The following is a 15,436-nucleotide window of genomic DNA, read 5'->3' as shown; positions in this document are numbered from 1 at the left end:
CCAACGCATCCAACGACTCCATGATTTCTTTCTGGATGCGTCCTTGCCTGTTACCTCAGGTCGTCAGCCCAAACGTGGAACGCGAGGCTCTCTTGCGTTTCACGTTTTGTATTCTCCACAGCCATAACCCTGACGTCGCGTGACTACAAACCTGTTGCCTGCGCCTGGCGCAGGCAACGCGGGGCTGACACGAGCTTCGACAAACTCAGCCCCCGAAAGGGTTAGCAGTTACGACATTGCCCGCCGTGGCCATCATTCACCCTCACCACCATCTGGGAAATGTCATTCTGGGAACTGCCATCAATGGCAGCCCACTTCTCTTGTGAATCTTTATGGAAACAATCGAAAGATTGCCCCCGCAGAGCATAGACGCCGAAGAAGCCGTCCTGGGTTCGCTCCTCATCGATCCAGACGCCATTCACGATGTTGCCGCCTTCCTCAGGCCGGACTCTTTTTACCGCGAGCAAAACAAGTGGATCTATGAGGCCATCGTCAGCCTGTATGAAAAGCGCGAACCCGTTGACCTGGTCACGCTGACGGAGCGGCTGAGCAAAAACGGCCAACTCACGGAGATGGGCGGGGAAGCCTACCTCATCAGTCTCATCAACACCGTCCCCACGTCGGTCAACGCGGAAAGCTATGGCCGCCTGGTGGAAGCCGCCGCCATGCGCCGCAAGCTGATCAAGGCGGCGGGCAGCATTGCCAACCTGGCTTACGACGAAGCCGAAGACATTGAGATCGTCATCGACCGCGCGGAGCAGACGCTTTTCGCCGTTACCGAGGAGCGCACGACCCGCGACCTCGTGTCCGTGCGCGAAGTTGCCCGCCAATACCTGGACCGCATTCAAGCCCTCTCGGAATTGGGCCAGGACATGATCGGTATCCCCACCGGCTTCACCGACCTGGACCGCATTCTCAGCGGCCTCAACCGCTCCGACCTGATTATCGTGGCCGCACGCCCAGGCATGGGCAAGACCGCGCTGCAACTGAGCATTGCCCTGGCCGCGGGCATGCGTTATGCGCGGCGCGTGGCTATCTTCAGCATGGAAATGAGCGCCGAGCAGTTAGTGCAGCGCATGATCGCCGCGGAGACGCGCATTGACTCGCAGCGACTGCGGCGCGGCGATCTGCACGATCAGGAGTGGCCCATCTTCTTCGAGGCTGTAGGCCGCCTTTCCGAAACCAGTATCTTCATTGACGACACCCCCGGCGTTACGCCGGCGCAACTTCGCACCAAGTGCCGCCGTCTCTACGCTGAACACGGGCTGGATTTGATTCTGATCGATTATTTGCAATTGATGCAGTCGGATCGCTTCTCGAATAACCGCGTACAGGAGATCAGCGACATCTCGCGTGGCTTAAAAAACCTGGCGCGTGAACTGGATGTGCCCGTGCTGGCTGCCGCTCAGTTAAGCCGCGCCGTGGAACAACGCCAGGATAAGCACCCCGTCCTCTCCGATCTACGTGACTCTGGCTGCTTAACTGGTGACACGTTGATTACCATGGCGGATACTGGCGCGCGCATACCCATGCGTGAACTTGAAGGGAAGCATGGCTATTGGGTATGGTCGCTAAATACCATGACCTGGAAGCTGGAAAAGTCCCAGGTCAGCCGCAGCTTTGCCACAGGCGTCAAAGACACTTTCCGCCTGACAACCCAATTAGGGCGGACGCTCAAAGCAACCGCGAATCATCGTTTTCTGACGATTTCGGGGTGGAAACGATTGGATGAATTAACGCCCGGAGATCACATAGCCCTGCCAAGCGCGGAGCTATCCCGTCTGGCGGACAGCGACGTGTACTGGGACAAAATCTCGGACATCGTTTTTGCCGGCACGGAAGAAGTATTCGACCTGACCGTACCCGGCAATCACAACTTCGTGGCAAACGACATTGTTGTTCATAACAGCATTGAGCAGGACGCGGACATCGTCATGTTTATCTATCGGGACGAATACTACAATCCCGACACCACGGAACGCCCCAACATCGCGGAAATCAACATCGCCAAGCACCGCAATGGCCCCACAGCCACGATTGACTTATACTGGCACAATAAGCTGGCGACGTTCCGCAACTTGCAGCGCCAGGAACTAAATCTGTAGCTGGCGCCATATACCGCGCCGCATACGGACAAGACATGAAAGGCTTCCCCGGATTCCCTGACGGCAAACTGCGATTGACAGTTGTGCCCAACCTCTTTTTCAGCGACCTGCTGCCGATTATTGATAATCTGGCGGAGCTGAAGGTAACATTGTACGCTTTTTGGGCGCTATCGCAAAAGGAAGGCAAGGTCCGCTATCTGCGCCTGACGGACTTCCTGAGCGATTCGGTGCTGCTGTCGGGATTAGGCGCCAACCCGACGACGGCGGCGCAAACACTCATGGACGGTATCGAACGCGCCATTGCCCGCGGCACATTTCTGCACGTGAGCATTGAGGGGGCGGATGGGCAGATAGACCTCTATTTCCTGAACACGGAAAAGGGGCGCAGCGCGGTTGAGGGCATCACGCGCGGCGAGTGGCGGCCCGGAACGGATGACGAGAGTCCCATCACCCTGTTGGTGGAACGCCCCAACATTTTCGTCCTCTATGAGCAAAACATCGGTCCGCTGACGCCGCTGATTGCCGATGAACTGCGCGACGCGGAGCAAACGTATCCGCCCGCCTGGTTTGAGGAGGCGATTCAACTGGCGGTGGAGAACAATGTGCGCAAGTGGCGATACGTTTTGAGCATTCTGGAAAGATGGCGTCAGGAAGGGAAACATGATGGAATCAGCCGCCGAGATTCTGCGCAAAGCTTACGACAGCAAATCCCCGATGAATTCAAAGACATCATCAAACGGTAAAGAGATGCCGGCATCAAAGAACTTCGAACGTCCAACAGGCGGGCGCGCTGACTGTCCGTTGTGCGGGGGCATGGGTTTTATGATGCCGAATGTGCCGCCAACGCATCCCGGTTTTGGTCGCGCTGTGCCGTGTGAATGCCGGCATTCTCTCGTCGAAACAGAGCGGCACGAAAAAATGCTCAAACTGAGCCAGTTAGGCCCCCTGGCCGAATGCACCTTCGACACCTTCCTGGCCACCGGACACGGCCTCACCCCCATCAAACAACGCAACCTCAAACTCGCCTTCGACGCCTGCCAGACCTACGCCCAGGCCCCGAACGGCTGGCTCGTCCTCAAAGGCGGCTATGGCTGCGGCAAAACCCACCTGGCCGCCGCCATCGCCAACCACCGGCTCAACCTGGGACATCCCGTCCTGTTCATCAACACCCCCGACCTGCTCGATCACCTGCGCGCCGCCTACAGCCCACACGCGGAAACCACCTACGACGAACGGTTCGAGCAAGTGCGCAACGCCTCGCTCCTTGTCCTGGACGACCTGGGCACGCAGAGCAACACGGAATGGGCACAAGAAAAACTGTACCAGATTTTCAACCACCGCTACAACATGCGCCTCCCCACCGTGATCACCACCAACGAGGAGCTGGAATCCATCGAAATTCGCATCCAGTCCCGCATGGTTGACCCCAGCCTGACGCAAATCGTACACATTGCCGCCCCCGACTTCCGCCGCGCCGGGGTGGCTCAGGACCAATCCGACCTCTCCACGCTGAATCTGCACATGGACAAGACGCTGGACAACTTCAGCCTGCGCGAAAACGAACTGCCGCGCGCCCAGTCGGAAAATTTGCGGCGCGCCCTGGAAACAGCGCGCACTTTCGCCGAAAATCCGCGCGATTGGCTGGTGTTCAACAGCGTAGGGTATGGCAACGGCAAGACGCACCTGGCGGCGGCCATCGCCAACCACGCGGCGCGCGGCGGCGAAGCGGTCTTGTTCGTTCTCGTGCCCGATTTGCTGGACCACCTGCGCGCCTCCTTCAATCCCGCCAGCGGCGTACGCTACGACCAGCGGTTCGACGAGGTGAAGAAAGCGCCCTTATTGGTTTTGGATGATCTGGGGACGGAAAGCGCCACGGCGTGGGCGCGGGAAAAGCTGTACCAGTTGTTCAACTATCGCTACAACGCCCGCCTGCCTACGGTGATCACGACGGCCACGCCCATTGATGAAATTGACCCACGGCTGGCGACGCGGATGTTGGACGGCAGCCGCTGTACGTTTTTTGTGCTGGAAGTGCCCAGCTTTCGCGGCGGCGCCAAACCGAAGGCCCCCTCCCGTGCCAGGCGTAAATAAAAGCCTCTGCTCAGGGTTCGGGGATGAGGAGGGGGTCGCCGGCGACGATCTGGTTGGGGTTGGCGAGGCCGTTTAGTTGCAGAATGGCGTCCACGGTGACGTTGTATTGGGCGGCGATGGTGATCAGGTTTTCGCCGCGTTGGATGATGTGAATAAGTGGGGTGGGGGTGGGAATGCCGGCATCTTGCTCCACAGTCTCTGCCTCCAGGGTGGGGGTATTGGCTCCCGGCGCGTCGGGTAGTTCCTCCGTGGGCACGATAGGCGGTTCTTCCGCCGGGGGAGCCGGCAGTTCTACATTTGTAGCGGGCATGGGCGTGAGAAAATCTCCGACAATTGCCGGCACAATCCGCCCAAAAACCAGCGGTCGCACCCACGAAACCACCAAAATAGCCCCCACCATGATCACGGCCAACACCGCAAACTTGAGGACATCCCTACCCTTACCGTCATGACTGCTGTCCATTTGTCACTCCATACTAATCCATGGGCAATAATTCGTGAGAATTCCTGCAATTCTTGCGGGCAACCAGGAATGGGAGAAGTGTAGCATAGGGGTAAGAATGCCGGCAATCCCCGCAACGGACTACTGACCCAACTCAACCACCGCCTCGTCAATCGGCCGCGCACTCGTCGAGTCCTGCGCCATCACCCAATCAATAATCGGCTGTCGCCAATCAATCGCCGTGTTGTACCCATCCGGGTCAAACTGCGCCAGCATCGTCAGCCCATCCCCACCCGCATACAAAAAATCCGTCACCAGGACGCTGTACGTCGCCGCCGGGTCCAGCCGCTCCCCCGTTTTCGCCACCACCCAGCCGGTCCCCTGCCGCCGCAGGCCGCCAAACGCCAACTGGCTCCGCGACAAAAGCTGCATGATCTGGCTGCCGCTCAACTGCAAGTCCACCAGCACATTATCAAACGGCAACACGCCGATGATGTCCGCCAGCGTCAGATCGCCCGGCGAAATGCCGGCACGGATGCCGCCGCGATTAGTAAAAGCCACATCCGCCGTCGGATAACCCCACAGCCACGTCTCCGTGATCAGCGATTCCATCAGCGTACCGCGGCGGGCGATACCGTTGACGCTGTAGCCAATCGTCTGGTTCAGTTCCGCGTCCGCTTCCTCCCGCCATTGGGCAACGATGGCCTGCACCGTTGGCTCCGCCGCCGCGCCGCGATTCCGGCCCACGCCAAATGTGCTGCTGACCACTTCATCCGTGGCCGTGTCAAACTGGAAGGTGGCCCGGGCATAACCGGTCAGGTGATACCCGCCCTCCAGCAGCACAATACCGTTGATCTCTTTGGCAAATAGCTCGTTGCAATGCCCACCGCCGATCATGGCGATGCCCAGGTCTCCCACGCGGCGGGCGAGTGATTCCATCTCATCCTGACAGATATGTGCCGGCACAACGATCATCTCCGCGCCCGCCGCCCGCGCCTGGGGCACAACCGCGCGCAGCGTTGGCTCATAATCCTCAAACGTAAAGCGGCTCACATTGACGGGATTGGTCGTCACCGGGGTGCTGGTCGTCGTCAGGCCAATGATGCCCACACGAATGCCGTTCACCGTCACCAACGTAAACGGCTGAATGCCCAGGTCGGTGGGCGTCTGGCCCGTGCTTTTGTCGCGCATGTTGGCGCTGAGGAAGGGGTACCGCGACGCCTCGGCCCGTTTTCGCAACGCCTCCAGGCCAAAATCAAACTCATGGTTGCCCACGGCGGCGGCGGCATAAGGCATGGCATCCATCACTTCCGCCATGCTGGCCCCCTGGAACCAGGTGGAGATGGCCGGTCCCGTCCACATATCACCGCCGCTGAGGACGAGAAAAGGGCCATCGGGCATATACCCTTCCTGCTCCTGCCACAGCGTAAGCAGATTGGCCGCCCCTTCCCCCGGCTCCATCCCTTCCATCCAGCCATGCTCGTCGTTGGTGTACAAAATGGTTATCTCGCGGACATCGCTCTGCGCGACCGGCGCGACGCTCTCAACCACAGTTGTAGCAGGCGCGACCGGCGGCGCACCGTCACAGCCCGCCAGCAGCAGACAGAGGACACCCAGACAAACCCATTTCCCGCGCATTGTCAGACCTCCCGTGGAAATGTAGGGCGATTTTCCAAATCGCCCGCCCGATTTGGAAAATCGGGCTACGACAGCACATCATTTTCATTCGTAGTGGTGAACCCCGTTCGTGGGGAACTCATGTAAGAATAGTGGTCGGTGGATAGTGAAAAGTGGTCAGAAGCGCCACCCGCCAAAATTCCTCCTTCGAAAATGATCTTCCCGGAAGCTTCGCCACGGATGATGGCCCTGGGTAACAGCTTCCGGGAAGATGGTCTCAGCCGCGGCGCATGAAGCCTCCTTCGTGATTCGCGCTCAATTGTACTTGAACCACCGTCGCGGATCATGGCTCGTTTGCGTCTCTTCTCGTAGGCAAGGCATTGAGTAAAACCCCTGTTTTCGTGTATAGTATTCATGTCCAGCAATTTCCCTGGAGTCCTTGACGCACCTTCCCCGGTGCGTTTTGCAAATGGAGCAACCTTATGTCCCGCGACCGTTCTTTCGTCATGTTCCTGTTGATTGGCGCATTGATTCTGGTGGTAGGTTGTCGCAAACGTGAGGAGCCACTTCCTACGCCCACGCCGACGATAACGGTAACGGTAATGCCGGCAACCCCCACCACGCCCCCCGTCTCCCCCACGCCCGGCCTGATCCCGCCCGGCGAATCAGCCATCGCCCCCACCGTCATCGGCCAAAACCCGCCGCCGGGAGCGGAAGCCTCGCTCGACGGCTTTTTTGAACTATACTTCGACCAGCCAATGGACCAGAGCGCCACCATTGCCGCCCTTTCCGTCGTCGATGACACCGGCACGCTGGTAGACGGCGAAGTCAGTTGGCCCGGCGCGCGCGTGCTGCGCTTCCAACCCGTGCAGCGGCTCAAACCCAATGTCCGCTACCGCATCATCCTCTCCGACCGCGCCAAAAGCACCGCCGGGGACACGCTGCTGGAAGGGCTAACGCTGGATTTCGACACGATTGGCGACCTGGCCGTGAGCCAGGTCTCGCCGGCCCCGGATGCGCAAGATGTGGCGATTGACTCCGTGATCACGGTCCTCTTCAATCGCCCGGTTGTGCCGCTGCGCATCGCGGAAGAGCAACCCAATCTGCCCAACCCCCTGCGCATCACACCGGAGATGGCAGGCAGCGGGCAGTGGGTGAACACGTCCGTTTTTGTCTTCCGCCCTGATGGACCGTTGATTGGTCGTGAACAGTATGAAGTGGTGGTGGAGGCGGATGTGATCAACGCCATCAGCGCCACCGGCGCACAACTTCCCGCCGACTACGACTTCACCTTCACCGTCACCGCCCCCACCTACGACTACTTCGCCCTCCCCCATCTGACCACCGGCCCCAATAACGACTACGTTGACCTCCCCCTGGATCAAGACTTCCAGATCGTCTTCACCCAACCCATGGATCCCGCCAGCACCGAAGCCGCCATCAATCTCGCGGACAGCGCGGGCACATCTACGCCCTTCGTCTTCGATTGGGACGATGCCTTCACCACCGTCACCTTCACTCCCACCCAACTACTGGCGCTGGATACCCGCTACACCCTCACCCTCAGCGATACTGCCCTCTCCTCCTATGGCGGGCGACTGCGCGCGGGATTTACCTGGCGCGCCACCACGGTCCCCGCCCCAGCCATTCACTCCACGGACCCGCGCGATGGACAAACGCAGCGGCAATTCTCCAGTATCGCCGCGCTCACCTTTGCCGCCCCCATGGAGCGCAAGAGCCTGGCGGGCAAGGTCATCTTCACCCCGGAAATTGCCGGAGATCCCAACGGGCAGTACGACCGCTGGGATAACAGTTTGCGGTTCTATGGTCTGGCCCCCTCCACCACCTACACCATGCGCGTGCTGCCCGGAATGCGCGACCCCTATGGCAATGAAATCACCACGGAGCAAACCTTCACCTTTACCACGGCGGCCTACGACCCTTCGGCCAACTTTGGTTTCCCAGATAATCTGGCCCTCTATCGTCCAGGTGGCTCCACCGCCGCCTGGGTCACTTTCCGCAACGTCAGCCAGGTGGACGTCGCCCTCTATCGCATCACGCCCTCCCAGTTTGGCAACCTGACCAGCGGCAGCATCATCAGCCTTAACTTCACGCCGACGGCGGACGCCATCGTCTGGCAACGGTCGCAGTCCATCTCCGCCGATCTGAACGAACGGGGCTATCAACGTTTTGACATGACGACCGCTGATGGCGCGCCGCTGCCACCGGGTCTTTATTTCCTCACCCTGGATTCGCCGCAGGTGCGCCATGATCTGGCCCATCTACAAACACAGACCGTCATTATGGGCACGGCCAACCTCACGCTGAAAACAACGGCCACGGAAGCGATGGTCTGGGTCACGGACCTGAACAGCGGGCAACCCCTGCCCAATGTCCCCGTCGTTCTCTATGATCGCAACTTCAAGCAGGTCTTCCGTGCCGAAACAGACGCCTCCGGGCTGGCTTATCGGGACGATCTCGACTTGAGTACCGACTACGGCGACTGGTATTATGCCTTCACGGACACCGCGAATGTATTTGGCGTGGCGATCAGCAACTGGTGGGAAGGGGTCAACCCGTATGATTTCGGCATCTACACGGATTATTACCTGCGTCCCAACGAACCAACGGCCTATGTCTATACGGATCGCCCGCTCTACCGCCCGGACCAGGTGGTGTCATTCAAGGGCGTGGTGCGCCTGAATGACGATCTGGACTACAGCCTGCCGCCGTATGAAACGGTCCACGTGAACATCAGCAACTATAATGGCAATGTCTTTGACGAGGACATGCCGTTGTCCGCCTTTGGCAGTTTTGCCGGCCGATTCACGCTGGACAAGGAGGCGGTGCTGGGCGGTTATGGCATCAATGTCACGGCGGGGGACCGGTACATTGGTGGCGGTTACTTCAATGTGGCCGAGTACCGTAAGCCAACGTTCCAGGTGCTGGTGAGCAGCGACGCGCCGGAGGTGCTGGCGGGGTCGAACATCGGCGTCACGGTAGACGCGCAGTTCTTCTCCGGCGGCAGCGTGGTCGATGGGAACGTCAGTTGGGCGGTGCTGTCGTCGGATTACGTCTTCCAGCCCGGCGGGAACCTGAGCCGCTTCAGTTTTGTGAATGATGAACGGGACACGGGGTATTTCTACGACTATTATTACCGGCCACAGGAGGTGATCGCCAGCGGTACGGGGCAGACGGATAGCACGGGTCGCTTCGTGGCGCAAATCCCGGCGGCATTGGGGGATGAGCAGGGAAGCCGCTCGTTTACGATTGAGGCGACGGTGGAGGATATTGCCGGCAATGCCGTCAGCGGGCGTACGTCTGTTGTGGTACATGGGGGATTGGTGTATGCCGGCATCCGCGCCACCAGCACCGTCGGCGAAGCAGGCAAAGAAATGACCTTCGCAGCCATCGCCGTCGATTGGGACGGCGTGGCCGTCCCCGGCCAAACCCTCGCCATCGACATCGTCGAACGCCGCTGGTACAGCGTCCAGGAAGAAAACGAACAAGGCGACACCATCTGGCGCACCAGCGTCGAAGACATCCCCGCCGCCAGTTTCCCCGACCTCATCGCCGACGCCGACGGGCGCGCCCAGGCCACCTTCATCCCCGAAAAAGGCGGCGTCTACCGCGCCACCGTCACCGCCCGCGACAGCCAGGGCAACCCGGCCATCGCCTCCACCTATGCCTGGGTCGCCGGCGACGAATACGTTTCCTGGCGGCGCGTAAACGACCACAGCTTCGACCTGATCACCGACGCGAACAGCTACCTCCCCGGCGACACCGCCGAAATCCTCATCGCCTCCCCCTTCCAGGGCGAAGCCAGCGCCCTCGTCACCGTCGAACGCGGGCACATCAAGCGGCACGAAGTCCTCCGCCTCACCGGCAACAGCACCATCTACCGCCTCCCCATCACCGGCGACATGGCCCCCAACGTCTTCGTCACCGTCGTCGTCATCAAAGGCGTGGACGACACCAACCCCGCCCCGGACTTCAAAGTGAGCATGACCCAGTTCACCGTAGACCGCGAGGAACAGGATTTGCACGTCGAAGTCACACCCGACCAGGACACGCTGGGGCCGGGCGACACCGTTAACTTCACCGTGCGCGTCACCGACTACCAGGGGCAACCCGTAGACGCGGAAGTATCGCTGGCGCTGGCCGACCTGGCCGCCCTCTCCCTGGCGGACCGTACCGATCCCCCCATCCTCGACTACTTCTACTCCACCCGTTGGCTCAGCGTGAACACGGCCCTCCTGCTCACGCGCATCGTAGATGCCTTCAATCAGGAGCTAGAAAGCCAGATCAAGGGCGGCGGTGGCGGCGGCGACGGCTTTGGCGTCCTCACCATTCGCCAGAACTTCCCCGACACCGCCTACTGGCAAGGACAGTTGCAGACCGGACCAGACGGTGAAGCCACCGTCTCCATCACCCTGCCCGACAACCTCACCACCTGGCGCATGGACGCCCGCGCCATCACCAAAGAGACCCTCGTGGGCGAGACGACCGCGGACATCGTCACCACGCGCCCGCTGCTGGTGGACCCGACGACGCCCCGCTTCTTCATCCGCGGCGATAGCGCCCAACTGGGGGCCGTGGTCCACAACAACACCGACGCCGCTCTCGATGCCGCCGTCACCCTGGACGCCGAGGGCGTGACGCTAAACAGCAGCGCCACGCAAAACGTGACGATTCCCGCCCACCAGCAAAGCTACGTCACCTGGAACGTGGTCGTCAACGACGTGGCGCGCGTAGACCTGGTCTTCACCGCCCGCGCCGGCGACCTGGCCGACGCTACCCGCCCCACGCTGGGCACGCTGGACGGGCAGGGTATTCCCGTCTACAAGTACGAAGTGGCGGAAACGGTGGGCACGTCGGGCCAATTGCTGGAAAGCGGCGTGGCCGTAGAATCGCTGGCGCTGCCCATCTTCCCCGACTTCACCGTGACGGAAGGGCAGGTAACGGTAGAGGTCGCGCCCTCCCTGGCCGCCGCCATGACGGACGGACTCACCTACCTGGAGCATTATCCGTATGAATGCACGGAGCAGGTCGTCTCCCGCTTCCTGCCCAATGTCCTCACGAATCGCGCCTTGCAGGCGGCCAACATCAGCGACCCCAACTTGCAGGCCAACCTGGACGCGCAAGTAAGCATCGGCTTGCAGCGATTGTATGCGCGGCAGTTGTCTGATGGCGGCTGGCCCTGGTGGGATGGCTCCAATAGCAACACGCTCGTTTCCGCCTACGTGGTCCTGGCCCTGATTGAAGCCCAAACCAGCGGCTACACGGTCACCCCCGCCGTACTGAATCGCGGCGTCAGCTACTTGAAGAACCACATGGTGAGTGTGGACATCCTCAGCGGGCGCTTCAAATACAATCGCCAGGCATTCCTGGTATACGTGCTGGCGCGCGCGGACGAATTTCGTGGCGAGATTGACCAGCTTTATGAGCGGCGGGAGACGCTGGACCTGTATGCACGCGCTTATCTGGCGCAGGCGATTGCTCTACGCGACGCGGGCGACCCCCGCCTGGAGACGCTGCGCTCGGACTTTATCAGCGCGGCGATCCTCTCCGCCACGGGCGCGAACTGGCAGGAAGAGGAGCGGGATTACTGGAATTGGAACTCGGACACACGCACGACGGCGATTGTGCTGGACACCATGGCGAAATTGGACCCCACCAACCCGTTGACGGCGAACGCCGTGCGCTGGTTAATGGCGCATCGCGTGGATGGTCGCTGGAGCAGCACGCAGGAAACGGCGTGGACGCTGATGGCGCTCACCGATTGGATGGTCGCTTCCGGCGAACTGCAAGCGGATTTCCGCTACGAGGTGGCTTTGAATGGGAAGTTACTGGGCAGCGGCGCGGCGACGGCGGCGACGCTGCGGGAGACGCTGAAGCTGCAAGTGGATGTGTCGCAGTTGTTCCAGGATGAGTTGAACCGGCTGGCAATTGCCCGCGACGAGGGAGCGGGGAATCTGTACTACACGGCGCACATGAAACTATCGCTGCCGGTGGAGCAGGTTTTGCCGCTGGACCAGGGCATCATCGTCTCCCGCGAATACTTCGATCCCGCCGATCGGGAAACGCCGGTGACGCAGATGGCGCAGGGCGAGACGTTCCTGGTGCGGCTGACGATTGTGGCCCCCAATGATTTGCACTATGTGTTGATTGAGGATCCGCTGCCGGCAGGCGTGGAAGCGATAGACACATCGTTGAAGACCAGCCAGCAAGTCGATCAGCCGGAATTGTACGATGCGACCGCCTTCGATTGGCGCACGCTGCAATCGTCCGGTTGGGGCTGGTGGTACTTCGACCATGTCGAGTTGCGAGACGAGAAGGTGGTGTTGTCGGCCAGCTACCTGCCACGGGGCACGTATGAGTACGTGTACCTGGTGCGGGCGGCGACGCCGGGAGAATACCGCGTGATCCCGCCGACGGCGCAGGAGTTCTACTTCCCGGAAGTATCCGGTCGCGGCGCGGGTTCGCTGTTCGTGGTCACGCCGCGCTAGAATCGCCCGGCACGGTTCCCGGCTTTTGCGGCGAACAAGGGCGCATCCGTCAAGAAGGTTGAAATTGACGGATGTGCCCTTCATGACCGTCTAAAAACGCAACTACCAACGCTCTCGGGAGATTGGACCGATGTCACGCGCTCAATGACCATTGTCACCAGAGAAAATTGGTCCAATCTCTCGGAGACGTGAATAGTTACTACTTTTTTTCATCGTCACTCCTTCGCATGAAAATAGCTTCCGGGACGGGGGGCGGGCAAAGTTGCCCCTATTCGCCCAAATTACATTTTTCCTCTTGACTCTGACACCGTGTCAGGGTATAGCTTCATGCCTGCGTGTTGTTAATAAATCAGGCGCGATGTACGTCGCGCCACCAGACTGCGAGTGTAAAGAATGAGCAACAATGAGGCGTTACACGTTATTTTTGGCACGGGACCGCTGGGGTTGGCGGTGATGCGGGAGCTGCATCGGCGGGGCAAGCGGGTGCGGATGGTGAATCGGAGCGGAAGGAGGGGGGCGGAAATGCCGGCACAAATCGAACTCACCGCCGCCGATGCCTACAACCAGGAACAGGCACGGGCCGTCACCCAAGGCGCCGCCGTCGTTTACCAGTGCGCCCAACCCGCCTACCACCAGTGGCCGGAAAAGTTCCCGCCGCTACAAACCAGCATCCTGGAAGCAGCCGCCGCCAACGATGCCCGTCTCATCGTCGCCGAAAACCTGTACATGTACGGCCTGGTGGACGGCCCCATCACCGAAGACCTGCCCTTCCGCGCCCACACACGCAAAGGCCAGGTGCGCGCGCGCATGGCGGAGCAGCTCCTGGAAGCGCACCAACGCGGCCACGTTCGCGCCGCCAGCGCCCGCGGCTCCGATTTCTATGGTCCCGGCGTGCTTAATTCCGCCCTGGGGGATCGCGTCTTCGTACCCATATTGCAGGGCAAAAAGGCCAGCGCCGTGGGCAATCTGGACCTGCTCCACACCTACACCTACATTGACGACTTCGGCAAGGCGCTGGTTGTTTTGGGGGAGCGCGAGGAAGCGCTGGGTCAGGCGTGGCACGTCCCCAATCCGCCCCCGTTGACCACGCGGGCGCTGCTGACCATGGCTTTCCAGCAGGTGGGGCACACGCCGCAAATGAGCGGCATGAGCAAACTGATGATGCGTATCGGCGGATTGTTCGTCATGGCCGCGCGCGAATCAGTCGAGATGATGTATGAGTTTGAACACCCATTTGTGGTGGACCACGGCAAGTTTGCGCGCGCATTTGGGGACCACGCCACACCGCACGATGCGGCCCTGGCGCAGACATTGTCCTGGTACAAAACGCACCACGCCGCCTGACGCGGCGCGGCGCGCAAAAAAAGGGGTGTGGCGTTTTGCCACACCCCTTTTTGGGCTTGAAGTCGCCAGGGAAGGGATTTAGCCGTTCTGGGTGGGGAAGGTGAAAATGGTGTTGCCGGTGTCGGTGCCGTTGTCCTGACTGCCGGGTCCGAAGCGGAAGCCGGGCATTCCCCCGCGCATCCCGCCATGGTGTCCACGTCCGCCGCCGAAGCCAGGACCACCGAGGCCGGCCGGGTGACTGAGGATGGCATCGGCCTGTTCTTGGGTGATTGTGCCGGCATCTACCGCCGCCTGCACCGCTTCAGTCCGCGCAGCTTCCACCGCTGCCTGGATGTCCGCCAAGTCTACGCTTTGCTCCGCTGCCAGGTCCGTGATGGTTGTGCCGGCATCCTTCGCCGCCTGCAACGCCTCCACCGTCAAACCCAGCGCATCCGCAATAGCCGCCTGCTCCGCTTCACGGTCGAAAATCTGTGGCAGCACCGCGCCCAAACCATCACCCATGTCACCCTTGCAGCCTACGCCCTCGCTGAGGATGCGGTCTGCCTGCTCCTGCGTGATGTCACCATTGGCGACCGCCTCGGCCACAGCCGCTTCCTTCGCCGCCTGCACCGCCGCCTGCACGTCCGCCATGTCCACGTCCTGCGCGGCGGCGATTTCCGCAAGCGTCTGACCTTCATCACGCGCCGCTTGCAGTTCTTCCACCGTCATGCCCAGCGCATCCGCCACAGCCACTTCCGTCTGCTCCGGCGTCAGGAATTGACCATGCCCACCGCGAGGGCCACCAAAACCAAATGGGGCATCAAAACCAGGGCCACCGAAGCGCTCTGGCGCGGAGAGGATGCGGTCCGCCTGCTCCTGCGTGATGTCGCCATTGGCAACCGCCTCGGCCACGGCTGCTTCCTTCGCCGCCTGAATGGCCGCTTCTACGTCCGCCATGTCCACGCCCTGCGCGGCGGCGATTTGCGTCAGCGTTTGGCCTTCGTCACGGGCGGCTTGCAGTTCTTCCACGGTCATGCCCAGCGCGTCCGCAATTGCCTTATCCATCGTTTCTTGATCGAGAAAACCAGGCCGTTCGGAACCGAAATTCAAGCCCCCGAAGTGAACGAGGGTTTGCGTAATCGTGCCGGCGGGGGTCTCAATCGCGGCGGCGACGGCGGGCGTTTGGGATACGCCATAACCAATCCCACCGAGCGCCATCACGCCTGTCAACATTAAGCCAGCTACTTTTAAGTTCAACATGATAACCTCCGATGTTGATGATACAGACTCTTCACGCTCAGCAGTCATTCCTGGCGAGCGGGCGCTTTGTTGTGCGCCGTTGTTCAAAC

At 60.8% G+C, this 15,436-nt stretch carries 8 protein-coding genes; 5 read left to right on the top strand and 3 right to left on the bottom strand.

What is annotated here, in order from left to right; all coding sequences use genetic code 11:
• Window positions 1-332: 332 nt before the first annotated feature.
• The 3 genes from dnaB to H6650_01595 all read left to right on the top strand — a co-directional run bounded on the left by dnaB (window position 333) and on the right by H6650_01595 (window position 4,196).
• Window positions 333-2,105 carry a replicative DNA helicase gene (gene dnaB / locus H6650_01605; protein ID MCB8950688.1) on the top strand — a complete coding sequence of 591 codons (1,773 nt, stop codon included), beginning with the start codon at window positions 333-335 and terminating at the stop codon, window positions 2,103-2,105.
• A 35-nt stretch (window positions 2,106-2,140) separates the two neighbouring features.
• Window positions 2,141-2,848, top strand: coding sequence for a DnaD domain protein (locus H6650_01600; protein ID MCB8950687.1), 708 nt, complete (start codon window positions 2,141-2,143; stop codon window positions 2,846-2,848).
• A gap of 79 nt (window positions 2,849-2,927) precedes the next feature.
• Window positions 2,928-4,196: an ATP-binding protein gene (locus tag H6650_01595; protein ID MCB8950686.1), complete on the top strand. Its 1,269-nt coding sequence runs from the start codon at window positions 2,928-2,930 to the stop codon at window positions 4,194-4,196.
• A 10-nt stretch (window positions 4,197-4,206) separates the two neighbouring features.
• Here the strand turns inward: H6650_01595 and H6650_01590 are convergent, their stop codons facing one another.
• On the bottom strand, window positions 4,207-4,659 hold the full coding sequence (locus H6650_01590; protein ID MCB8950685.1) for a LysM peptidoglycan-binding domain-containing protein: 453 nt from the start codon (window positions 4,657-4,659) through the stop codon (window positions 4,207-4,209).
• Window positions 4,660-4,779: 120 nt separating this feature from the next.
• Window positions 4,780-6,276, bottom strand: coding sequence for a bifunctional metallophosphatase/5'-nucleotidase (locus H6650_01585; protein MCB8950684.1), 1,497 nt, complete (start codon window positions 6,274-6,276; stop codon window positions 4,780-4,782).
• A 461-nt stretch (window positions 6,277-6,737) separates the two neighbouring features.
• Between H6650_01585 and H6650_01580 the strand changes: the two genes are divergently transcribed.
• Both H6650_01580 and H6650_01575 read left to right on the top strand, forming a co-directional pair.
• The gene (locus H6650_01580; protein MCB8950683.1) at window positions 6,738-12,764 is read left to right on the top strand and encodes an Ig-like domain-containing protein; all 6,027 of its coding nucleotides are present in this window, start codon (window positions 6,738-6,740) and stop codon (window positions 12,762-12,764) included.
• A 393-nt stretch (window positions 12,765-13,157) separates the two neighbouring features.
• The gene (locus H6650_01575; GenBank protein MCB8950682.1) at window positions 13,158-14,108 is read left to right on the top strand and encodes an NAD-dependent epimerase/dehydratase family protein; all 951 of its coding nucleotides are present in this window, start codon (window positions 13,158-13,160) and stop codon (window positions 14,106-14,108) included.
• A gap of 78 nt (window positions 14,109-14,186) precedes the next feature.
• Here H6650_01575 and H6650_01570 read toward each other — a convergent pair whose 3' ends face one another.
• Window positions 14,187-15,347, bottom strand: a complete 1,161-nt coding sequence (locus H6650_01570; GenBank protein MCB8950681.1) for a hypothetical protein — start codon at window positions 15,345-15,347, stop codon at window positions 14,187-14,189.
• Between the last annotated feature and the right edge of the window lie 89 nt (window positions 15,348-15,436).

It is taken from the genome of Ardenticatenales bacterium, from assembly GCA_020634515.1.
Taxonomy (GTDB): Bacteria; Chloroflexota; Anaerolineae; order Promineifilales; family Promineifilaceae; genus JAGVTM01.
This window is presented reverse-complemented; position numbering and strand designations above follow the sequence as displayed.

Bases quoted from the DNA above. Each gene is read 5' to 3' on its own strand.
- dnaB (MCB8950688.1), top strand. From the start codon at position 333: ATGGAAACAATCGAAAGATTGCCCCCGCAGAGCATAGACGCCGAAGAA.
- H6650_01600 (MCB8950687.1), top strand. From the start codon at position 2,141: ATGAAAGGCTTCCCCGGATTCCCTGACGGCAAACTGCGATTGACAGTT.
- H6650_01595 (MCB8950686.1), top strand. From the start codon at position 2,928: ATGATGCCGAATGTGCCGCCAACGCATCCCGGTTTTGGTCGCGCTGTG.
- H6650_01590 (MCB8950685.1), bottom strand. From the start codon at position 4,659: ATGGACAGCAGTCATGACGGTAAGGGTAGGGATGTCCTCAAGTTTGCG.
- H6650_01585 (MCB8950684.1), bottom strand. From the start codon at position 6,276: ATGCGCGGGAAATGGGTTTGTCTGGGTGTCCTCTGTCTGCTGCTGGCG.
- H6650_01580 (MCB8950683.1), top strand. From the start codon at position 6,738: ATGTCCCGCGACCGTTCTTTCGTCATGTTCCTGTTGATTGGCGCATTG.
- H6650_01575 (MCB8950682.1), top strand. From the start codon at position 13,158: ATGAGCAACAATGAGGCGTTACACGTTATTTTTGGCACGGGACCGCTG.
- H6650_01570 (MCB8950681.1), bottom strand. From the start codon at position 15,347: ATGTTGAACTTAAAAGTAGCTGGCTTAATGTTGACAGGCGTGATGGCG.